This window comes from Treponema sp. OMZ 840 (genome assembly GCF_050937815.1).
Lineage (GTDB): Bacteria > Spirochaetota > Spirochaetia > Treponematales > Treponemataceae > Treponema_C.
In genome coordinates, this window is record NZ_JACDIJ010000004.1 from 217,612 (window position 1) to 238,260 (window position 20,649).

Below are 20,649 nucleotides of genomic sequence, written 5' to 3' on the forward strand. Positions count from 1 at the left end.
CTTATTTTGAAGCTAAACAGACGGCTTTTACCGAACTAAACTTGAAACGGCAAAAAACCTGCTTGCTATGAATCTTTCTATTGAAAATATCGCAAAAGCCCAAAATAATGAGTTTTACTTTTTTTTAAGCGCATACACGGATGTATGCAAACGCTATAGATAAGCGGTTTTGCACAGAGTGCAAAACCGAAGTTAAAAATCGCACACGGAGGTACAATAAAGCTTTATATATTATTTTTGCTTTTCGGCGCGTACACGGATGTATGCAAACGCTATAGATAAGCGGTTTTGCACAGAGTGCAAAACCGAAGTTAAAAATCGCACACGGAGGTACAATAAAGCTTTATATATTATTTTTGCTTTCCGGCGCGTACACGGATGTACGCAAGAGCTTAAAATAAGGAGTTTTACTTTTTTTTAAGCGCATACACGGATGTATGCAAACGCTATAGATAAGCGGTTTTGCACAGAGTGCAAAACCGAAGTTAAAAATCGCACACGGAGGTGCGATTTTTAAACTATTTACTCTCCAGCACCGCAATTCCCGGCAAGGTTTTGCCTTCGAGGAATTCGAGGGAGGCACCGCCGCCGGTTGAAACGTGGCTCATCTTGGAAGCAAGGTTGAACTTATTAACCGCCGCAACCGAATCTCCGCCGCCTACAACGCTTACGGCTCCCTTGGAGGTTGCTTCAGCAACAAGGTGGGCGACTTCTCCCGTTCCCTTGGCAAAGTTTTCGAACTCAAAAACGCCCACAGGACCGTTCCATACGATGGACTTGGACTGTAAAATCGTTTCCTTGTACAGGGCAAGGGTTTTAGGACCGACATCCATACCCATCAGATTGTCGGCTATGTCGAGGCCGTCAACGCTTACGGGCTTTGCATCGGCACTGAAGGTTTCGGCGCACACATGGTCAAGGGGAAGGATAATGCGCACGTTTTTTTCCTGAGCGGCTTTTAAAAGGTTTTTAGCCGTATCGATAAAATCGTCTTCAACCAAAGATTTACCGATGGTGTGTCCCTGCGCCTTTAAAAAGGTATAGGCCATACCGCCTCCGATAATGAGGGCGGATGCGTTTTTAAGCAGGCTTTCCAAAACCGCAATTTTGGAAGACACCTTTGCACCGCCGATAATCGCCGTCATGGGTTTGGGAGGATTCGTAACCATGGGTTCAAGATATTTAACTTCTTTTTCCATCAAAAAACCGCCGACCTTTACGTCCATAAATTCCGCAATAGTGGCGGTTGAAGCGTGGGCGCGGTGGGCGGTTCCGAAGGCGTCGTTTACATAGATATCGCCGTAGCTTGCCAATTCTTTTGCCATAGCCCTTTGTTCTTCCATGTCTTTGGAGGTTTCGCCCGCTTCAAAGCGCGTATTTTCGAGCATCATAACCGCACCGCCGGATAAAGCGTCTACGGCGGCTTTTTGTCCCAAACAGGAAGAAGCAAAGGCAACCGGTTTTCCCAAGAGTTTTGACAAATACTCGGAAACGGGCTTCATGCGGTTTTTGCCGTTTATAAAAGCTTCTTTATCGAAGGGCTTTCCGTCTTTAGCGGCCTTTTCTTCGGCTTTTTTTACGTCCTTTTTAGGGTCTCCCAAATGGCTCATCAATACAAGGCTTTTGGGATTTTGCTCCAAAATATACTGAATGGTGGGAAGAGCGGCGCGGATACGGGTATCGTCTTGCACAACGCCTTCTTTCATGGGAACGTTAAAATCGACACGCATAATAATGCGCTTGCCTGCTAAATCGACATCTTTTACTGTTTTTATCATAAAAACCTCCAAATTTTCGAAAACAATGCTATCGGTCAGCTTAAAACTAAAAAGAAACGATTTTACATCGTTTGTATCTTTAAAAATATATCAATAATATGCTAAAATGTAAAGTATTGAAATTCCGTTCGTTAAGAGGTGTTTTAAAAGTCATTGTTTTTGGACACCTTTTTTGGTATATTTGTGATATATATAACAAAAAGTAGGAGTTTTGCATGAAAAAAATTTTAGCCGCAACGGCCGATTCCGATATCATCTCAATCATCGATACGGCATGTAAAAAATACAGCGCTTATTTTGATTTTGATATATGCGCGGATACTGAGGAAATAATTAAATATATCAATTATGAATTGCCTGAAATAAAGGTATTGGATTTTACGTCGGAAATTATTGACTGTTATACATTATTGGAAACAATCGGTGCGGATCCCTGGCTGCATAACGGGGGAATTATCGCTATTGCTGCCGATATAGAACAGCTTGAAGCAATCGAAGAAGAAAAAAACAGTAATATTTTAATAGTACAAACCCGCCAACAATTTACGGCTAACTTTTTGCGTTTGCTTCAAATCTTATGGCAAAATCAACAATTTTTATTCAGCAGGGGAATGCAAGAACAGTTGGGAGCAACGGAAACGGGTTCTTTTGTATGCAGCAATGACCCGATAGACATACAAGTATACACAAGCTTTTTACTTAACTACCTTTACAGTTCCAACCGTATAAATACGGACACACGCAGCAAGCTTCAAACAGTTCTTATGGAATTACTTTTTAATGCGCTCGAGCACGGAAATTGCGGTATTACTTATGAAGAAAAAACCGCATGGCTTGAACAGGGTAATGACATACTTACGTTTATAAAGCAAAAAGCCCTTTTGCCTGAAAATAAAAAAAAGCGTATACATATTTCGTACCGAATAGACAGTAAAAAAACGGAATTTTTAATTAAAGACGACGGTGAAGGCTTTGATTGGAAAAGCAGGGTTAATAAAAAAGTAAATCCCGATATACACGGAATGGGAATACATATATCCGAAAACCTTGTCAGCGGATTAACCTATAACGAAAAAGGAAATGAAGTCGGGTTTTTTATAAATACAAAGGAAAAAGCTTCGGCAAATACGATTCCGGGTATTATGTCGCCCTACGAAACCGTAGATTATAAAGACAAAGAAGTGGTATGTCTTCAAAACGAACGAACAAATAATTTATTTTTTATCGTTTCGGGCAAATATGCGGTATATGCGGATCGTAAGCTGGTATCGGTTTTAACGACGAACGATATGTTTATAGGCGAAATGGCTTTTTTGTTAAACGACAGGCGTTCGGCAACAATTCTTTCAATCGGGAACGGAAAACTCATAAAAATTCCCAAAGATGTATTTTTAAATCTTTTGCGCACAAACCCGCATTACGGAATATTTTTATCCAAGCTTTTGGCACAGCGACTGCTTATACAAACGCAAAAAACAATGGCATTAAACAAAGAATTGACTGAAATACGTAAAAACGCCGCAACAAACGTTTAAGAGCCGAGCGGCTGTACAGCCGCCGTATGTGCAGCCGTGTTTCCAATCGTACCGGCTACAGCGCATACCGCTTCGACTATAGCCTTGTGTTCTTCGGGCGCAAGGCGGGCGGCAAGGGTTTCGGGTGTGTCGCCGGGCAAAACGGGAATTTTTTTTTGCAAAATGATTTTTCCCGTGTCGCAGCCGGAATTGACAAAGTGAACGGTACAGCCCGACTCCTTTTTGCCGGATGCGAGCACCGCTTTATGGACGTGATGCCCCCACATGCCTTCTCCGCCGAAATCGGGTAAAAGGGCGGGATGGAGGTTTATAATTCGCCCTTCATATTCGTCAATCAGCTTGCCGCTTAAAACGGTTAAAAAGCCCGCCAAAACGATGAGTTCTATTCCGCGCTCTTTACATAATGCAAGTATGCGCTTCGATACGGCTTGCCGTTTTTCGTTTTTGGAAGCTTGTGCCGCCCCTTGCGCGCCGAGAATCGCATAGGGACTTACGATTTCAGTACGGATTCCCGCCTTGCAGGCGCGCTCAATGGCATAAGCTTTTTTTGTGTCGCTGAACACGGCTTCAATGCGGTAGGGGCAGTCCGCCTGCGTTTTTTCGTAATCGATTAAAGCTTGCAGGTTTGTGCCGCCGCCGGATACGAGGACGGCCGTTTTGCATGCTTTGTTCGGTTTATGCACGGCATTTTCGGACAACCGATTTTCGGCTGCTCTATCCATTTTTAAAGTCCTTATTCAAATAAAACCGCCTCTTCCTGCCTCAGAGCCGCCGGCGCCTTCGCACGTGAAGCGCCGGCACCTGAAGCGGCAGCTTGCGACACACCGACTTTTCCGATACTATAGGCTGCAATGCCGCGTTCTTTAAAAAACTCAAGCGCCCTTGCTTCATAATCGGGCGAAAGGGCAAGCACAAAGCCGATTCCCATATTAAAAGTATAAAACATCTTGTCCGCGTCGGCGCCGAGCTTAACCAGTTCATCGAATATCGGCAGTACCGGCCAGCTGTCTTTGCGTATGCGGGCGCACAGGGGGGCTTTACCTTGACTTCGGCGGACAGCATCCGCTGCGGTAAACATGCGCGGAATATTTTCGTAAAAGCCGCCGCCCGTAATATGCACCATGCCGCGCACCGCCGATGTTGCGCAATGGTCGAGTTTGTCCAACAAATCGAGGACGGGTTTAACGTAAATGCGCGTCGGCTCCAAAAGCGTAAGACCTATGGAAGAAGTTCCGAAGGGGCGCTCCAAATCTTTTACGAGGCGGCGCACCAGAGAAAAGCCGTTTGAATGCACCCCGCTTGAGGCAAGGCCGATAAGTACATCCCCCTCGCTTATCTTTTCTCCGCTTATAATATGAGCTTTTTCGGCAATTCCGACGCTGAAGCCTGCAATATCGTATTTTCCCTTATCGTAAAAGCCCGGCATTTCCGCCGTTTCGCCGCCCAAAAGGGCGCAGCCGGATTGCACGCAGCCGTCGGCAATTCCTTTTACCAAATCAGCGGCGACCGACGAATCCAAAGCGCCGCATGCGATATAATCCAAAAAGTACAGGGGACGTGCGCCGCAGCATAAAATATCGTTTACGCACATGGCCACGCAGTCTATACCGACCGTATCGTATTTTTTAAGGGCAAAGGCTATATCGAGTTTGGTTCCCACACCGTCGGTACCGGAAACCATAACCGGCTCTTTGTAGCCTTTCGGAACTTCGAACATGCCCGCAAAGCCGCCGATACCGTTTAAAACACCCGGAATAAGGGTACGCTTTACTTCGGCCTTGTATTTTTCGACGGCGCGGTAACCCTCGTGTACGTCAACTCCCGCTTGTTTATAATCCATGTATTCGGTACTCCCCCGTTTTGTTATAGTTTGTACCGCCCGCGCAAGGCGGCCGGCTGCATAAAGACCTGCCGCAAAAGCATCCCGTAAAAGGGGTTATATACGCTTGCCGGACAGTTCTCCGGCCGCGGGCATGGGATATTCTCCCGTAAAACAGCCCGTACAATAGCCCGTCGCGGCAGGGCACAAGTCTTTTAAAGCGCTTATCATTCCCTCTATGGAAATAAAGGCAAGCGAATCGGCGCCGATTTTTTTGCAAATTTGTTTTTCCGTCAGCGAAGACGAAATCAAGTCCGCACGGCAGGGCGTGTCTATACCGAAATAGCAGGGAAACTTTACCGGAGGCGATGAAATGCGGAAATGCACTTCCTTTGCTCCCGCGCGGCGCAGTACGTCGATAAGGCGATGAGCCGTTGTTCCGCGTACAATCGAATCGTCTATAATCACCACGCGCTTACCGTTTACATCGCTTTTTAAAGCGTTCAATTTTACAAAAACGGTTTTTTCGCGCGCATCCTGCGTCGGAGCGATAAAGCTTCGCCCTATATATTTGTTTTTCACAATTCCCATCGCATAGGGAATGCCCGAAGCGGCGGAATAGCCCATTGCAGAGCCCAAGCCCGAATCGGGAACCCCGATAACCACGTCGGCTTCGACACCGCTTTCTTTTGCCAACACCGCTCCCATGCGCAATCGGGCTTCCTGAACGGGAATACCGTCGATAATCGAATCGGGGCGGGCAAAGTATATGTATTCGAACAGACAGGTTTGCTTTGCCGTGCGCTCGCCAAACTCAAAGGATAAAACCCCGTCTTCGTTTATAATGACGATTTCTCCGGGCTGAATGTCGCGCACCAATTCCGCACCGACTGCATCGAGGGCGCAGCTTTCGCTTGCAAGCATCCAGCCGTTTTCGGTTTTTCCCAAACACAGGGGACGGATTCCCTGCGGGTCGCGCGCACCTACCAAACACTTTTCGGTCATAACGCAGAGGGCGAATGAACCTTTTATCATTTGAATGGTGTCGGTTAAAGCGCGCTCCATGCCCTTTTTATAGTTTTTACCGATAAGTTTTATAATAACTTCCGAATCGCTTTGAGATATAAAGGTCGAGCCGGTTTCTTCGAGCAATTCTTTTAACTGTTCATAGTTTACCAAGTTCCCGTTATGAGAAACGGCAATAGCGCCGAGTTTAGACCTTGTTACAAAAGGCTGGGCGTTTTCGATATGGGCGTGCTGCGAAGTCGAATACAAAACGTGCCCGACAGCAATATGGCCGTGAATGGGCTGCAGAACGGAAGCGTTAAAGACCTCGCTCACCAGTCCCATCGCCTTGTGCCGTTCGATATTTGTACCGTCCGATACGGCAATGCCTGCGCTTTCCTGACCGCGGTGCTGCAATGAATGAAGGGCATAATAGCACAGTTTTCCGGCACCGTCTGCGCCCTTATTCAAATAAATACCGGCAACACCGCACGCTTCGTGCAGCTTATCATCACACAATGTACAGCCGCTCAATTTTTCATCCTGTTAAGAATTTCGACATAGGCTTCTTTTACATTGCCCATATCGCGGCGGAAGCGGTCCTTGTCGAGCTTTTCGTTTGTTTTTGCATCCCAAAAGCGGCAGGTATCAGGCGATATTTCATCGGCAAGAAGGATATTGCCTTGCGAGTCTTTCCCGAATTCGATTTTAAAGTCGATTAAGCGTATGCCGCGCTCGATAAAAAAGGCGCTTAAAATATCGTTGATTTTTGCCGTTACCTCGTAGATGACTTTAAGTTCGTCCCAGGTCGCAGCTCCGATGGCCACCGCGTGATAATCGTTAATAAGCGGGTCTCCCAAAGCGTCGTCCTTATAGGAGATTTCGAATATCGTCGTTTTAAGGGCCGAACCTTCGGGAACGCCGAGCCGTTTACTGAACGAGCCTGCGGCAACATTGCGCACAATTACTTCGAGCGGAATAATGCTCACCTTTTTACACAGGGTTTCGCGCTCGCTTATGCGGCGCACGTAGTGGGTGTGAATGCCCTTTTTTTCAAGCAGTTCAAACAGCATATCGGCGATGGTATTGTTCATAATACCTTTTTCGTCAATTGTTCCCTTTTTTTCGCCGTTAAAAGCGGTGGCCGAATCCTTGTAATCAAGGATAACCAAATCGGGATTATCGGTTGCAAAAACCTTTTTTGCCTTGCCCTCGTAGAGCATGTCCAGTTTTTTTACGGTATTGTCACTCATAATATTACCCCCGTTCCGCCGTTTTCGGCTGCATCCTGCGCCAAGCGAGTGCGGAATTGTTTTAATTTTTCTTTTAGTTCGGGATATTTTACCGCAAGGATTTCGGCTGCCAAATATGCGGCGTTTGCGGCATTGTTTATGCCGACGCAGGCGACGGGAATCTGTTTGGGCATTTGTACTATCGACAAAAGGGCATCCATCCCTCCGAGGCCGTTGGAAGACCGCCCCTGCGAATCGGAAAAAAGGCATTCGAGCGGAACTCCGATAACGGGAAGTACCGTAGCCGAAGCGATAACGCCGGGTAAGTGCGCGGCAAGGCCGGCTCCGGCGATGATAACCTCGCAGCCCTCGTTTTCGACTTGCTTAACCGTTTGGGCAAGCAAATCGGGCGTGCGGTGGGCGGACAGTACGTAAGCGGAATAGTCTATGCCGAATTCGCGTAAAACGTCGGCGGCTTTTTTCATCGTACCCGTGTCCGATTTTGAACCGAAAAATATTGCAGCTTTCATTTTCGGAGTATAACATTTTTACCGTCTTAGAGCAAGCATAAAAAAATCGCCGTCTTTAAAAAAACAATATCTTGTGTTATACTGTTTTTAACTTATGAGGCATAGTATGCAAAAACAAAGATACTTTATGTGGATTGTCTGTGCCGCTTTTACGGCAATACAATCGGTTTTTCCGTGTACAGGCTTTGTTGCAGGAAAAAATGCTACTGCGGACGGCAGCCGCATTATTGCAAGGACGGAAGACCTTGACGGGGCACAAAATAAGCTGTTTGTCGTATACCCGCGCAGCGCAAACGCTTCCGACTCTTTTTTTGAAGATCCTACAGGTTTTAAAATCGAATTGCCCAAGATTCGCTATAAATATACCGGTATTTGCGATGCAAACAGGGCAAGCGGTATTTACGATGCCGCCGGCTTTAATGAATTCGGCGTTGCAATGAGTGCAACCGTATCCGCAGCCCCCGGAGCGGCCGCCCTCAAATACGACCCCTTGGTAAAAACGGGTTTATCGGAAGCTTCGATTGTCACGGTAGTATTGCCCTATGTAAAAACGGCACGGGAAGCGGTTAAAAGAACCGCCGAAATTATCGATGTACACGGATCCGCCGAAGGAAATATTCTTTTTTTTGCCGATGCAGAGGAAATTTGGTATATGGAAATTCTATCGGGGCACCAATATGCGGCGGTAAAAGTTCCCGAAGATTCTTATGCAATCGTACCGAATCATTTTTTACTCGGTTATGTCGATATACAAAGCCCCGATGTCGTTGCGTCTGCAGCGCTCATTTCGTTACCTAAGGCAAAAAAATTTTATAAAGAAAAAGACGGCCTTTTTCATGTCGCTTTAACCTATGCCGACCATCTGGGCGATTATGAGCGCGACCGGCTGTGGGGAGGTCAAAATAAACTGTCTCCGTCAAAAAAAATCGATTATGACACCGATGTTTTTTCATTGTGGCAAAAGGCGGATAAAAAAATAAAAATTAAAGATATTATGGAATTGCAGCGCTACCGCTATGAAGATACAAAATTGAATGCAAATCTTAAAGAAAACGAAGATATACGCGCAATAGGGCATCCCACTTCTATGGAATGTCATATTATCCAAATAAAAAACAAGATGCCCGCGGATATCGGCGGTATTATGTGGCTTGCTATGGCAAATGCGGAACACTCGGTATATTTGCCCTTTTATGCCAATATAGACGATACGATTGCACCCTATAAGGTTGACGATTCTGTGTATAATCCCGATTCTTTTTATTGGACAATGCGCAGTATAAATGTCCTTGCCGCCTTAGACAGAGAAAAATTCGGAAAAAACATTCGGAAATTTTGGAGTGTATACGAGGATTCACTGATTAAAGCACAAAATAAAAAAGACAAGGAATTGATAAAGATATACGAAAAAAGCGGTAAGGAAGCGGCCGCAGCCTATGCAACCATGCTTTGCAGCGAGCAAGCACAAGACGCTTTTGAAAAAGCGTGCCGAATATACAGGGATTTGATAACCTATATTGCCGGTAACGAAGGAATACCGAAACAAGATCCGTTTACGCCGGATTTTTAGAAAATCGCTTTTTCTATTGACACAAAGCAGTCCGTATGCTATTATCATCTTTAACACGGCGGCATAGCTCAGTCGGTAGAGCAAACGGCTCATATCCGTTCGGTCATAGGTTCAAGTCCCATTGCCGCTATAAAAGGGTTGTCTAAAATTTCGGTTTTATGACAGCCCTTTTTTTGTCCGCAGCGGCGGCTTTTTCGATCGGAAAAAAGGCTTGGTGCGGCACAACCCCCGCAAACGAAAAAATTTCTTAGCGAACCGGAGTTGTTTCAAAAAAGCTCTTTAGGCGATATTGCCGCATATCGCAATAAGCTGTATCTTAACCCTCTTTCCTCGGAGTGGCGAAAAGAACAAGCCGTCATCGACTCTTTTGTCAACGGACGGCTCGGCATGGTCATATGCGTAAAATTGGAGTTCCAAAATTGAGGATTTGATATTGCATTTGAAACAGGATTATGGAAAATGTGATATAATAAACTCTTAATAAGCCGGCTAAAATAAAACTTGAGGCAAAAATGACGGGAAGACTGTATACTTCTTAATAAATTTCATTTTATCAAACTAATACATAATTAAATAATTGCAAAGGGAACATACATAAGACACAATCAAAAAATAATAAAATCTTTCTTTAGGATATATATGAATACACAAAAAAAGGCGGCTCAAAAGTTATGGGCCGAAAACAAATATCTGGTTTTAAGTAAGTCTCAAAAAATATATAAAGAAATAAGGGACTATTTAAAAACGGATACCGCAAATCAGGAATATCTTAAACTGTTAATTGATAAGGCCCTTAAACTTGATGAAAATAAAAGCGAAATAATAAATGCATTACAGCATATATGGGGCTATTTTAAAAACAGTGCATGCGAAGATGAAAAAACACATTTTTTAAACCTGATATCCCGTTATAAGGAAAATAAAATAGATAAAAATGGGGTGTTAAGCTATCTTTCAACATTGTTAAAAAAATATCCTAACAAATATTTGGAAGATTCCACTATCTTTAATAAAACGGAGGAAGACAATGCGGTTATGGCATGAAAACCTTATAGCAAAACTTCCGGCTCAGCAGCTTCTCGGGCAGCACAGAGAGTGCTGTGCATTACGCGGAAACGGCTGGGGTAAAAAGTACTCGGTAGTGGATTATGTATTTTTATATTCGCCGTATAAATTCTTTCAATATGCAAAACTGCATTAACAATTTACCGGGAAAAAACATTGCAGTGTAAAATGTTTTTCACCGATTATGCGTATAATACTAAAACATTTATTCAAAAATTGCTCATAGTACTCGGCTTCGGAATAGCTTTTTTTACTCTTGCCGAAATAAAACATTCAAACCGATTTTTCTCAATTTTTTGTTTTTTCCATAAAAATAAGGCTTAAATCAAGCATAATTTTGAAGAAACAGCGTTTTTAGCATGTATTAATAAGGAAATTTTCCGTAGCGGTAAAAAATCAGGCGGGCAAGTGCATCGGAAGTGGATGCGGGATTTTAGGCTGTACATGGCTGTCGGAGGAATGCCTCAAGCTATTGAAGCATATTTGGCAGGGAAAAACTTTACCGAAATTGACAAAATTAAACGGGGAATTATAGGTCTTTACGAGGACGATTTTAAAAAAATTGATCCTTCAGGCAGGATTTCAGCCCTTTACCATTCGATACCGGCGCAGCTTTCAAAAAACGGAAAAAGATATATTCCTTCACAAGCCACAGGCAAACGGAAAAGTACAAGGGATGAAGAAATGCTGTATAATTTAATTGATTCAAAAACCGTTCTCATTTCTTACAATACGACAGATCCCAGAATCAGCCTTGCTTTAACTAAGTCGCCTGAAAGTTATAAGCTTTATGCAGCGGATACGGGGCTATTTATCACTCTTATGTTTATGGATAGACCTGATGCCGTTAATGACATTTATACAAAACTATTGTCGGATAAATTGCCTGCAAACTTGGGCTATCTATATGAAAATGCAGCCGCTCAAATGATAGCCGCCGCAGGACATGAGCTTTATTATCATACATGGGACAAAAAAGGAAGTACGCATTATTATGAAATTGATTTTTTAATTTCATGCGGTACAAAGGTGAAGGCGGTGGAAGTAAAATCATCGGGTATGGGTAAACATGAATCCTTAAAAAAATTCAGTAAAAAATATTCCAAAGTTTTAGACTGTGCAATCTTGCTTTCATCTAAGGATAGAAAATCGGAAGACGGGATAGAATTCTTACCCGTGTATATGCTGGACTTTATGGTTAGGTAGAAAGCTGATGACGGCATATCACAAATAGCGATCTACCGGTATGGTTTTTGTGATTCATTTTGCTTTTGTTATGTATAGTAAGGCAGGTTTTGTTCTTAAAAAACAGTCCGTATACTTTAAATCGGAATATTTGAATATCCGCCGCCGTTTTCCCCTTGCATTTTATGCATAAAAATGCAATACTTTGCATAAAGACTGCAGGAGGTACATTATGGCTGCACTACGCGGGGCCTTTACGGCGCTCATCACTCCTATGTTCGCAGACGGTTCGGTGGACTACGAGGGTTTCCGCTCCCTTGTTCAATTTCAGCTTACAAACGGCATAGACGGTTTGGTGCCGCTGGGAACAACCGCCGAAACGCCGACGCTGCGCGAGCACGACGAAGAAGAACGGCTCATAGACATCGTTATGGAAGAACGTGAAAAATATAAGCGCGAAACGGGACGTTACGTACCGATTATTTTGGGTGCGGGAAGCAACAATACGCGCGATGCCGTGTACTATACCGAGCGCGCGAAAAAACGCGGTGCGGACTATGCTCTTGCCGTTTCTCCCTATTACAATAAACCTTCCGATGAGGGTATTTTCCTTCACTACGAAGCTTTAAGCAAGGTGGGAATCCCTATCATCGTGTACAATATTGCAGGGCGCACGGGCAAAAACATTTGCACGCCCCTTTTAAAGCGTATTGCGGAATTGCCGAACATTGCGGGTGTAAAAGAAGCGTCGGGCGACATCAATCAAATGATGGATGTTATAGCGCTTATTGCGCGCGTAAAGCCCGATTTTTGCGTGCTTTCGGGCGACGATGCGCTCACATTGCCCCTTATTGCCGCAGGCGGCGACGGAGTTATATCGGTAGTGTCGAACCTTGCCCCCGCCCTTATTACCGAGCTGGTACACAAGGCCCTCGACGGCGATACCGAAAAAGCGCGCGAACTGCATTACCGGCTTTTGCCCTTTTTTAAAGCGGCCTTTGTAGACGGTAATCCTTCTTCAATAAAATATGCGATGAGGGTAAAAAATCTTCCCTCAGGCGCGGTGCGTCTTCCCCTCACCGAAGTGCACGAGGGCGCAAAAAAAATTATAGAACATGCTTTAAAGGAATGTGATTTATAATGGAAAAAATACCTGTAGGAGTTTTGGGCGCAACCGGCATGGTCGGCCAGCGCTATATTTATTTATTGGCAAATCACCCCCGCTTTGAAGTTACCTATACGGCCGCAAGTTCGCGTTCGGCAGGTAAAACATATGAAGAGGCTGTCGAAGGCCGCTGGCATATCGGAAGCGATATTCCCGACGGCGTGCGCCGTTTAATTGTGCAGGACGCAAACGACGTATCGGCCGCCAAGGGCAAGTGCCGCTTTGTATTCAGCGCCCTCGAAATGGATAAGGACAGCATTAAAAAGCTTGAAGAAGCTTATGCGGCCGCCGATATTCCGGTTGTTTCGAACGCAAGCGCAAACCGCTGGACAGACAACGTTCCCATGCTGATTCCCGAAATAAACCCCGATCACACGGACGTTATCGCCGCGCAAAAAAAACATCACGGCTGGAACAAGGGCTTTATCGCGGTAAAACCGAACTGTTCGCTTCAGTCCTATATGACGCCCGTTTTTGCCCTGCAAAAAGCAGGCTTTCCCGTTAAAAGGATGATTGTTTCGACAATGCAGGCGGTAAGCGGAGCCGGCTATCCGGGTGTTCCGTCCTTTGATATGATTGACAATATTGTGCCCTATATCGGCGGCGAAGAAGAAAAAACCGAAAAAGAATGTTTAAAGATTTTAGGACAAGTCAAAGATGGTAAAATAGAAAATGCCTCAGGCCCCCTTGTCGCCGCCCACTGTAACCGCGTTCCGGTTATAGACGGACATACCGCATGCGTAAGCTTGGAATTCGACCTTCCCGACGACAAAAAACCTTCGCTTGAACAAATCGAAAAAATATGGACTTCTTTCCGCGCCCTGCCGCAGGAATTAAAGCTTCCTTCGGCGCCGGTACAGCCGATTTATGTCCGCCATGAAGCAAACAGGCCTCAGCCTGCACGCGACCGCGACACCGACAAGGGTATGGCGGTTACCGTCGGAAGGCTTCGCGAATGCCCGGTTTTCGACATACGTTTTGTCGCCTTAAGCCATAACACCAAACGAGGGGCGGCCCTCGGCGGTATTTTAAATGCCGAGCTTTTGGATGCACAGGGCTTTTTCAATTAATCACGACGAATACTTGTAAAAACGGACGGCATAAAAAAGGACGGTTATACAGCGCATGAGCATGGCACGATATTTTCCGCTTAAAAGCGATGAGTTACAAAAAACGGTTGAACGCTTCCCTACCCCCTTTTATCTGTACGATGAAAAAAGTATGCGGGAAAATGCGCGGCGTTTAACACGGGCTTTTTCGATACTGCCGGGCTTTAAAGAATACTTTGCCGTTAAGGGCTTACCGAATCCCTTTATTTTAAAAATCCTTGCGGACGAGGGTTTCGGTGCGGACTGTTCAAGTTTGGCCGAACTCATACTGTGCGAGCGCACGGGAATTACCGGCGAAAATATTATGTTTACAAGCAATCAAACGCCCGCTTTCGAATACCTACATGCCTACAAACAGGGTGCGGTTATCAACCTTGACGATATAAGCCATATCGATTTTTTACACAAAAGTTTAAACGGCTTCCCCTCCCTTATTTCGTTCCGCTACAACCCCGGCCCGCTTAGGGAAGGAAACGCAATTATCGGCAAGCCCGAAGAAGCAAAATACGGCTTAACGCGCTGCCAGCTGTTTGAAGCGTATAAAAAGGCGCGCAGTTTGGGCGCAAACCATTTCGGCTTACACACAATGATAGCTTCAAACGAGCTTTCAAACGATTATTTTATAGAAACCGCCCGTATGCTCTACGAATTATGCGCCGACCTGAAACGGGAACTCGATATCGATATTGAATTTATCAATATGGGCGGCGGCATGGGCATTCCTTATAAAAAAGAACAAAGAGCGGTCGATTACGATTACATCGCAAACGGCATAAAAAAAGCCTACGATTCGCTTATCGCAGACAATCCTCTTTTTGCGGGTAAAAAAATCAATTTTTATATGGAATGTGCGCGCGTTATAACCGGCCCCTACGGATGGCTTGTAACGAAGGCAATCCACGAAAAGCATATTTACCGCGACTACATCGGAACCGACTCCTGTATGGCCGACCTTATGAGGCCGGGTATGTACGGAGCCTACCACGAAATTACCGTAAGCGGTAAAGAAAACGCCGCTGCCGAGCACACATACGATATCGTCGGCTCTTTGTGCGAAAACTGCGACAAATTCGCCGTTCAAAGAAAGCTTCCCCGCATAGACAGGGGCGACCTTTTAATTATCCACGATGCGGGCGCACACGGGCGGGCAATGGGCTTTAACTACAACGGCAAACTGCGCTGCGGAGAACTCCTTTTGCGTACCGACGGCTCCGTTATCGAAATACGGCGCAAAGAAACCCTTGAAGATTATTTTGCCACCCTCGATTTCGATAAATTGGCCTCATTCGGATAAGGTGCTATAAGCCTATAGTTGCCCACCCGATATTTCCACAAAGCCGATAAATTATCGTGAAGCTGTTCTCCCAAAGTTCTCGGATCTTCTCTTGCTTCAATTTTATCTATATATTTTTGAATTTGCTTTTTTATAGTTCCGTCAAGTTTTTCAAAATCCGCAAGAGCGTGTTTTTCAAAATCAATCTTGTAGGCCATTTCGCTTTTTAACTTCTTCCCATGAAACCGTTGAACTGAGTCCGGCCTTTAAGTCTTCCAATCTGCTTTGCGCTATATACATGAGTTCCAAATCTTCCAACTTTTCATTTACGGCTTCTTTTATATAGTAGGACTTTGTTTTTCCTGTCAGTTTACACAAATTCGTGAGGCGTTCAATTGTAAGGGCATCAAATCGGGTAACCACTGATTGCGCCATAGCTTTCTCCTGTATCTTCAATATCACACTTTATTATAACCGTAAATATTGCCTACCGTCAAGTTTTTTGTCCGGCGGCCGATTACGTTTTTCCGGATTGTAGCCCCCTTTCTATATACATCTCCTCGTTTTTGCGGGGAAAGTGTCGCGCCGCTTTCTGTCGAAAGCGGCGCTTACCGAGTTTTTACTGCGTAAAAACTCGCAGATGTTATCCCTGTATTCACAATCTCCGCCTCTATCGGTACCGTTCACTGTAGCCGCCCTTGTCCGCTTCCCCTTCGTTATCTGAAGCTATGTCTAGATACTTGCCGTATACCCGACCTGACGGGAGAATTTTATCTAAAACATTCACTTTCGCTAAAAAACTATCTCTATTCTCTCTCCTTTTCCGGAAACATAATAGCGGAAATTGCCGTATCCTGCCATTTATCGCCTTCGTATACGCTTTTAATTGTAATACGTACCCGCTTAACAGGTTCTGCAAACACTATTGTTCTAAAGTACACAAAATCTTCAAACCACACCGTTTGGCTTATCTTTTTGCCGCTGACGGTTGTTCCTTCAACCAATGCCGTTTGCATTCGGCTGTTCATTTTATATAAATGCGGGCGGGTTCCGTCTACAAAACCGTTTAATACATACATCGTGTTTTGAGGACTGTTAAGTTCGAGCTCTATCCATTCCCCGATTCCGTTTCCAGCAGCGTTTTCCACCCAGGGGAAACAATACGGATTAATCTCACAAATAAACATACCCCACATGATATATGTTTCGATATTATATCCGTTATATTGGAATACATGATTATCGTTTGTTTCCGATAAAAAAGAACTGACCGTAACCTCCTTTACAACATCTGAAACAGAGCGGTGATCCACCGGAACTCCGTTGATAAGCCGCCGTTCAAAAAATTTTTTATCGGTTTTCCACTTGGGAATCCCGTCCGGAGAAGTCATAGATATACCTCGTTCATTTGCCGAAACAAATAAATATTCGTCACCTAATACTATGCGGGCAGGGATACTTTCGATTTCCACTTGTAAATAATATGTAGACGTATCGAAATGCAATTGGCTATATGGTATTATCTTCTCTTCTGTAAGAAAGGGCTCATACGAAAGCACTTTTCCTCTATCAGAGATTCGTATTTTAGTCCCTATTCTCTTATACTGCATACCATCCCCCTCGAGAACTGCCCCAACATTAGTACTTTCTGCTTGCAAACAATTATTTTCCAATTCTTTACGCCAGTCAAGGGAAAATGCATTAAAACATAGTAGAACAGCAAGTGTGCATATAATAATCTTTTTCATATCAACGCCCCTTCATTAAAATATCATACGGATACGATATTTTCCATTTATCGGTTAAGTAATTTTGTATATACTTTATGGTTTCACAATCATTTACAAAACATCCGGCAGAAACCTTACCGTCGGGAGAAACTCCTATTTTTTTCGTTTTCAAATTATAATCACTATGTACCAGATTTCTATAAGGCCACCCTCCATCTGTATCTAAGTAAGAACCGCTTTCCTGATACGCTCTATTTAAAACAAATATGGGTCCCTTGTAGTCTTCATGAGGAAAATTTCCCGCACGCATGTAAAAATTACGGTTAATATCTATTGTCGCACCTCTATACACATCTTCTGTTTTATATGCTCTTAGGGTTTTTTTCGAAACCATATCTTCGGCATAGCCGTTAGCTACCGTCTGCCAACCTGTTGTCGTAAAACAGTCACGAAGCGTACCGTCCAAATCTTTCTTTAATAAGGTTATACTGTCTAAACCTTGATAATCGGCAATACCTTTTCCCTTTCGCACCGATTTGTAGCTATACGGATTCCTATTTACAATTCCGCTCACAGCAAATCTTGTGTATGACCCGTCGCCATTTTTATTTATTACTATTATGTCAAAACGGTTAGAACAAATCATTTTCCAAGACCGGCTTTTTCAACTAAGTGAATAATTTCTTGGTATCCGAATTTTTTTGCAAGATCCAACGGTGTGTCTCCGTCAGGATTGGATGTATGATCCCATAGTCCTCGCTCAAGCAATTCTTTTACAAAGTTAATATTATTATACCGACACGCATAATGAAATAAATTATTTCCTTCAAACATGGCATACTCACCCGTAACTATAGTATACGGCTCAATAAGTTGTTCCTTCCATAAATAATCAAGCATCTCACGATTGTCATTTATAACAAACTCGGAAATAATATGAGGAATAAAAGCCAGTGCTTTTTCCAAATCCGCTCCCGCATCAATGAGGTAAAATGCAATTTCATTATTATGTTGGCTAAGTGCAATTGCAAGAGGAGTTGCTCCATAATAATTGGGTTCATCAATATTTTCCATTAGGGGGATTAATAAACCTGCAATTTTTACATTACCATTCATTACCAGATAGTGGAGTGCAGTATTTCCGTCTCTATCTTTTTTTTCAACATCCGCACCGGCATTAGTTAATTGTATGGCAATTTCTTCAAAACCTTTCTCTGCTGCTATCATCAAGGAGGTTATACCTTTAGCCGTATAATATTCCGGGTCTGCACCTGCCTTCAATAATAACCCGATCATTTTTGAGTCTCCTGCTATAGTAGCAGTGATCAACGTATCTCCTTGATATCCTCCAAAATTGAATTCCCAATAAACTAAATTAGGATATTTCTTGAGTAATTTTTCTACAACTTCATATCTACCATAAAATATACCATTATAAAAATCCGAATATTCTTTTAGAGTAGGATTTTTAACTCTACAGCTCATAAGAAGTATCGTATAAAAAAAATAAATAATCAAAAAAAATACATTACCCTTATTATAACGCATAACTAATAACTCCATCCCGATAATCTGCCCCATATACCCAGTAAAAAAGGCTTGCCTTTTTCGATGTAATCAGCATAATTTTGAACTCTTTTATCCGTCTTTGCTTTCATTTCGGAATAAAAATCAGGTCCCGTAACTAGCACGGTAGTTCCATTTTTTCTCTCAAAAGATATGAACGACTGTCCGACAACTGAAAAATAATTTGTCCCGTTGATTGACCATGTAGGTATTTGTATATTTACAAGATTCTCCACGGCATTCTGTACTCCCATGCTATATTGAGCGATCAGAGAGAGTCCGTTTGCAATAGGGGTAACACTAGAATCAGGAGAAGGCGCAAAGGTATATTGCTGGAATAAGCTACGATGACCTTTTCTGTCAAGCTTAATAGCAGGTCTACCCATAGCTCTTAAATTTTTGTTGTGGATATCTGCTATATTTTGTTGTGTATAGGCTAGTTCATCAATAGATCGAAAATTGTCAGAAGGTATATTCGGCGTTGTGTTTTTCGGCCCCCATGCCCCACGATATTCAAAACTTGTTCCAAGTGCAAAAAGTGTTCCGTAACCGTTGACCAAAATATGAGCATTTTCTCCATTAAAGTTATATCTGCTACTCGGTTCCATAATATCATTTGGTTTATGCAAACTCGGGCCCCCTAAATGTTTTTTCACAAGATCTTTTTCAACAATACTTAAATCAATGTAATACCCTAAGGCATCATTAATTTTAAAACTATTTAGTGCTATCTGATCAAATGCCTCTTCACTCAAACTTGTTTCTGCTCTTACTATAGAATACAATCCCACTCGCTTTTTTACTTCATCTGATATAACCTCCGATAGCAAGACAGTTGTATCATGTTGTTTCATATCTTCTATAACGGCTTGAGCATTCTTAACCTCTTGTTTACTAACATTTGTATTTAAAATATAAGCAAGCGCTTCATCTTTCTTTAGTCCTTCCATATCCCATATTTTGAACTCATCGCCTTCATTTGTTTCAAGGAAAAGACTACTGCGATCATCATCAATTAAACTTCCATCTTTCATCAGCTTCCAATAATCCTTACTCCAATCATAGTTGCCCGCTACATGATCAAGCATGGTCATCATATCGCCGCTCTTATAGGCGTCTATGTCTTTTTGTAAGATGTCGCTGCCCGCTATGATATTATCAAGGCTTTTCGTATACCGCGCATCGCTTTGCATACGTAAGGCAAGTTCGGTGTGTCCTATCACGGCGCGGGCGGTTTCCATAAACTGCTGTTGTCCGCTTCCTACAAGGCCGTCACGGTAGGCTTCGTGTCCTAAGGTTATGCCCATGGCAAGCTGTTCTTCGCGGCTCATTGTGTCTTTATAGTTGTCCAAGTATACGGTACGCTTTCCGTCTTTTGCTACCGTTTCGGCTTCTCCCGTGCCCGTTCCTCTTGCAAGCCGGGTATCTCCTTTCAATATGCTTTCCAACTGCATTCGCTGCATGCCGTCCCCAAAGCCGTACTGTGCTCTCAAAGCTGTAGCAGCGTTACCTAAGCCGTCCCGTTTGGCGGCACGCTCTATCTCTCTATTCTTATTCCAGTGACTTGCTCCGGCCAAGGCTCCCGATATTCTTCCGAGGCTTATGTCGGTACCGCCCATGGTCGCACCGCTTTCTGTCGAAAGCGGATGCTTACCGAGTTTTTGCACAAGCAAAAACTCGCCGACAGTGAAGTTTGTATATGTATTTTTAAGCTTCCGTTTTACATACATCTTTAACCCTGCTTTATTAATATCCGGCATATGCTTATTGCGACTTCTAAAACTACCTGAACACAGTACTTCATTTGTAAAATCTTGCAAACTTAGTACGCTATCCCATACCAATGTTCGTGTTTTGTTTTTTCTACATGTTTATAACCGACAGAGTGTAATTCATCTTCGGTTAGAATGCTTAAATTCAGATCAGGAGAATAAACATTTCCGCCATGTAAAAGACTGTACCCCAATAAAAAATCGTAAACTTTATCTGTAAAAAAAACAATATTTATTTCATTTGAAATTATGTTGTATTTTCTTCCAATGTCAGAATTTATTCTTTTTTTTCTATAACTGATACCTCCTACGAAC

At 43.4% G+C, this 20,649-nt stretch carries 21 protein-coding genes and 1 tRNA gene; 9 read left to right on the forward strand and 13 right to left on the reverse strand.

What is annotated here, in order from left to right:
• Positions 1–518: 518 nt before the first annotated feature.
• On the reverse strand, positions 519–1,778 hold the full coding sequence (locus tag H0R92_RS08140) for a phosphoglycerate kinase (protein ID WP_432962963.1): 1,260 nt from the start codon (positions 1,776–1,778) through the stop codon (positions 519–521).
• Positions 1,779–1,993: 215 nt separating this feature from the next.
• Here H0R92_RS08140 and H0R92_RS08145 point away from each other — a divergent pair, with 215 nt between their 5' ends.
• On the forward strand, positions 1,994–3,313 hold the full coding sequence (locus H0R92_RS08145) for a cyclic nucleotide-binding domain-containing protein (RefSeq protein WP_432962966.1): 1,320 nt from the start codon (positions 1,994–1,996) through the stop codon (positions 3,311–3,313).
• Here H0R92_RS08145 and purN read toward each other — a convergent pair.
• The 5 genes from purN to purE all read right to left on the reverse strand — a co-directional run bounded on the left by purN (position 3,310) and on the right by purE (position 7,899).
• Positions 3,310–4,035 (reverse strand): phosphoribosylglycinamide formyltransferase, encoded by a 726-nt coding sequence (gene purN, locus H0R92_RS08150; RefSeq protein WP_432962969.1) that lies wholly within the window; start codon positions 4,033–4,035, stop codon positions 3,310–3,312. The two genes, H0R92_RS08145 and purN, sit on opposite strands and share 4 nt — an antisense overlap.
• Positions 4,036–4,046: 11 nt before the next feature.
• Positions 4,047–5,153: a phosphoribosylformylglycinamidine cyclo-ligase gene (gene purM, locus H0R92_RS08155; protein WP_432962972.1), complete on the reverse strand. Its 1,107-nt coding sequence runs from the start codon at positions 5,151–5,153 to the stop codon at positions 4,047–4,049.
• Positions 5,154–5,249: 96 nt separating this feature from the next.
• A complete protein-coding gene (gene purF, locus H0R92_RS08160) occupies positions 5,250–6,671 on the reverse strand; it encodes an amidophosphoribosyltransferase (protein WP_432962975.1) in 1,422 nt (473 codons plus the stop codon).
• Entirely contained in the window at positions 6,668–7,390 is a 723-nt protein-coding gene (purC, locus tag H0R92_RS08165) for a phosphoribosylaminoimidazolesuccinocarboxamide synthase (protein ID WP_432962978.1), read from the reverse strand. The genes purF and purC overlap by 4 nt, the downstream gene beginning before the upstream one ends.
• Positions 7,387–7,899, reverse strand: coding sequence for a 5-(carboxyamino)imidazole ribonucleotide mutase (gene purE / locus H0R92_RS08170; protein WP_432962980.1), 513 nt, complete (start codon positions 7,897–7,899; stop codon positions 7,387–7,389). The genes purC and purE overlap by 4 nt, the downstream gene beginning before the upstream one ends.
• Before the next feature lie 106 nt (positions 7,900–8,005).
• Here purE and H0R92_RS08175 point away from each other — a divergent pair, with 106 nt between their 5' ends.
• The 8 genes from H0R92_RS08175 (at position 8,006) to H0R92_RS08210 (ending at position 15,287) form a co-directional block, all read left to right on the forward strand.
• The gene (locus tag H0R92_RS08175) at positions 8,006–9,469 is read left to right on the forward strand and encodes a C69 family dipeptidase (RefSeq protein WP_432962983.1); all 1,464 of its coding nucleotides are present in this window, start codon (positions 8,006–8,008) and stop codon (positions 9,467–9,469) included.
• Positions 9,470–9,526: 57 nt separating this feature from the next.
• Positions 9,527–9,599, forward strand: a tRNA-Met gene (locus tag H0R92_RS08180).
• A 509-nt stretch (positions 9,600–10,108) separates the two neighbouring features.
• Positions 10,109–10,513 carry a YbgA family protein gene (locus H0R92_RS08185; RefSeq protein ID WP_432962986.1) on the forward strand — a complete coding sequence of 135 codons (405 nt, stop codon included), beginning with the start codon at positions 10,109–10,111 and terminating at the stop codon, positions 10,511–10,513.
• Positions 10,497–10,670: a pyrimidine dimer DNA glycosylase/endonuclease V gene (locus H0R92_RS08190; RefSeq protein ID WP_432962989.1), complete on the forward strand. Its 174-nt coding sequence runs from the start codon at positions 10,497–10,499 to the stop codon at positions 10,668–10,670. The genes H0R92_RS08185 and H0R92_RS08190 overlap by 17 nt, the downstream gene beginning before the upstream one ends.
• Positions 10,671–10,942: 272 nt before the next feature.
• Positions 10,943–11,740 (forward strand): DUF4143 domain-containing protein, encoded by a 798-nt coding sequence (locus H0R92_RS08195; protein ID WP_432962992.1) that lies wholly within the window; start codon positions 10,943–10,945, stop codon positions 11,738–11,740.
• Positions 11,741–11,951: 211 nt separating this feature from the next.
• A complete protein-coding gene (gene dapA, locus H0R92_RS08200; protein WP_432962995.1) occupies positions 11,952–12,860 on the forward strand; it encodes a 4-hydroxy-tetrahydrodipicolinate synthase in 909 nt (302 codons plus the stop codon).
• The gene (gene asd, locus H0R92_RS08205) at positions 12,860–13,954 is read left to right on the forward strand and encodes an aspartate-semialdehyde dehydrogenase (RefSeq protein ID WP_432962997.1); all 1,095 of its coding nucleotides are present in this window, start codon (positions 12,860–12,862) and stop codon (positions 13,952–13,954) included. The genes dapA and asd overlap by 1 nt, the downstream gene beginning before the upstream one ends.
• Positions 13,955–14,015: 61 nt before the next feature.
• Entirely contained in the window at positions 14,016–15,287 is a 1,272-nt protein-coding gene (locus H0R92_RS08210) for a diaminopimelate decarboxylase (RefSeq protein ID WP_432963000.1), read from the forward strand.
• Here the strand turns inward: H0R92_RS08210 and H0R92_RS08215 are convergent.
• The 7 genes from H0R92_RS08215 to H0R92_RS08245 form a co-directional block, all read right to left on the reverse strand.
• Entirely contained in the window at positions 15,242–15,484 is a 243-nt protein-coding gene (locus H0R92_RS08215) for a type II toxin-antitoxin system RelE family toxin (protein ID WP_432963003.1), read from the reverse strand. The genes H0R92_RS08210 and H0R92_RS08215 overlap by 46 nt on opposite strands.
• Positions 15,468–15,701, reverse strand: a complete 234-nt coding sequence (relB, locus tag H0R92_RS08220; RefSeq protein ID WP_432963006.1) for a type II toxin-antitoxin system RelB family antitoxin — start codon at positions 15,699–15,701, stop codon at positions 15,468–15,470. The genes H0R92_RS08215 and relB overlap by 17 nt, the downstream gene beginning before the upstream one ends.
• Positions 15,702–16,072: 371 nt before the next feature.
• Positions 16,073–16,876 (reverse strand): NADase-type glycan-binding domain-containing protein, encoded by an 804-nt coding sequence (locus tag H0R92_RS08225; protein WP_432963009.1) that lies wholly within the window; start codon positions 16,874–16,876, stop codon positions 16,073–16,075.
• A 139-nt stretch (positions 16,877–17,015) separates the two neighbouring features.
• The gene (locus tag H0R92_RS08230; protein WP_432963012.1) at positions 17,016–17,528 is read right to left on the reverse strand and encodes a hypothetical protein; all 513 of its coding nucleotides are present in this window, start codon (positions 17,526–17,528) and stop codon (positions 17,016–17,018) included.
• Positions 17,529–17,638: 110 nt separating this feature from the next.
• Positions 17,639–18,577, reverse strand: coding sequence for an ankyrin repeat domain-containing protein (locus tag H0R92_RS08235; RefSeq protein WP_432963015.1), 939 nt, complete (start codon positions 18,575–18,577; stop codon positions 17,639–17,641).
• On the reverse strand, positions 18,547–20,322 hold the full coding sequence (locus tag H0R92_RS08240; protein WP_432963018.1) for a hypothetical protein: 1,776 nt from the start codon (positions 20,320–20,322) through the stop codon (positions 18,547–18,549). Before H0R92_RS08240 ends, H0R92_RS08235 begins: the two co-directional genes overlap by 31 nt.
• Positions 20,323–20,384: 62 nt before the next feature.
• A partial coding sequence (locus tag H0R92_RS08245) for a hypothetical protein (protein WP_432963021.1) occupies positions 20,385–20,649 on the reverse strand: 265 nt, incomplete at its 5' end.

Coding starts and splice junctions, on each gene's coding strand:
- H0R92_RS08140 (WP_432962963.1), bottom strand. CDS start 1,778: ATGATAAAAACAGTAAAAGATGTCGATTTAGCAGGCAAGCGCATTATT.
- H0R92_RS08145 (WP_432962966.1), top strand. CDS start 1,994: ATGAAAAAAATTTTAGCCGCAACGGCCGATTCCGATATCATCTCAATC.
- purN (WP_432962969.1), bottom strand. CDS start 4,035: ATGGATAGAGCAGCCGAAAATCGGTTGTCCGAAAATGCCGTGCATAAA.
- purM (WP_432962972.1), bottom strand. CDS start 5,153: ATGGATTATAAACAAGCGGGAGTTGACGTACACGAGGGTTACCGCGCC.
- purC (WP_432962978.1), bottom strand. CDS start 7,390: ATGAGTGACAATACCGTAAAAAAACTGGACATGCTCTACGAGGGCAAG.
- purE (WP_432962980.1), bottom strand. CDS start 7,899: ATGAAAGCTGCAATATTTTTCGGTTCAAAATCGGACACGGGTACGATG.
- H0R92_RS08175 (WP_432962983.1), top strand. CDS start 8,006: ATGCAAAAACAAAGATACTTTATGTGGATTGTCTGTGCCGCTTTTACG.
- H0R92_RS08185 (WP_432962986.1), top strand. CDS start 10,109: ATGAATACACAAAAAAAGGCGGCTCAAAAGTTATGGGCCGAAAACAAA.
- H0R92_RS08190 (WP_432962989.1), top strand. CDS start 10,497: ATGCGGTTATGGCATGAAAACCTTATAGCAAAACTTCCGGCTCAGCAG.
- dapA (WP_432962995.1), top strand. CDS start 11,952: ATGGCTGCACTACGCGGGGCCTTTACGGCGCTCATCACTCCTATGTTC.
- asd (WP_432962997.1), top strand. CDS start 12,860: ATGGAAAAAATACCTGTAGGAGTTTTGGGCGCAACCGGCATGGTCGGC.
- H0R92_RS08210 (WP_432963000.1), top strand. CDS start 14,016: ATGGCACGATATTTTCCGCTTAAAAGCGATGAGTTACAAAAAACGGTT.
- H0R92_RS08215 (WP_432963003.1), bottom strand. CDS start 15,484: ATGGCCTACAAGATTGATTTTGAAAAACACGCTCTTGCGGATTTTGAA.
- relB (WP_432963006.1), bottom strand. CDS start 15,701: ATGGCGCAATCAGTGGTTACCCGATTTGATGCCCTTACAATTGAACGC.
- H0R92_RS08225 (WP_432963009.1), bottom strand. CDS start 16,876: ATGCAGTATAAGAGAATAGGGACTAAAATACGAATCTCTGATAGAGGA.
- H0R92_RS08235 (WP_432963015.1), bottom strand. CDS start 18,577: ATGGGGCAGATTATCGGGATGGAGTTATTAGTTATGCGTTATAATAAG.
- H0R92_RS08240 (WP_432963018.1), bottom strand. CDS start 20,322: ATGCCGGATATTAATAAAGCAGGGTTAAAGATGTATGTAAAACGGAAG.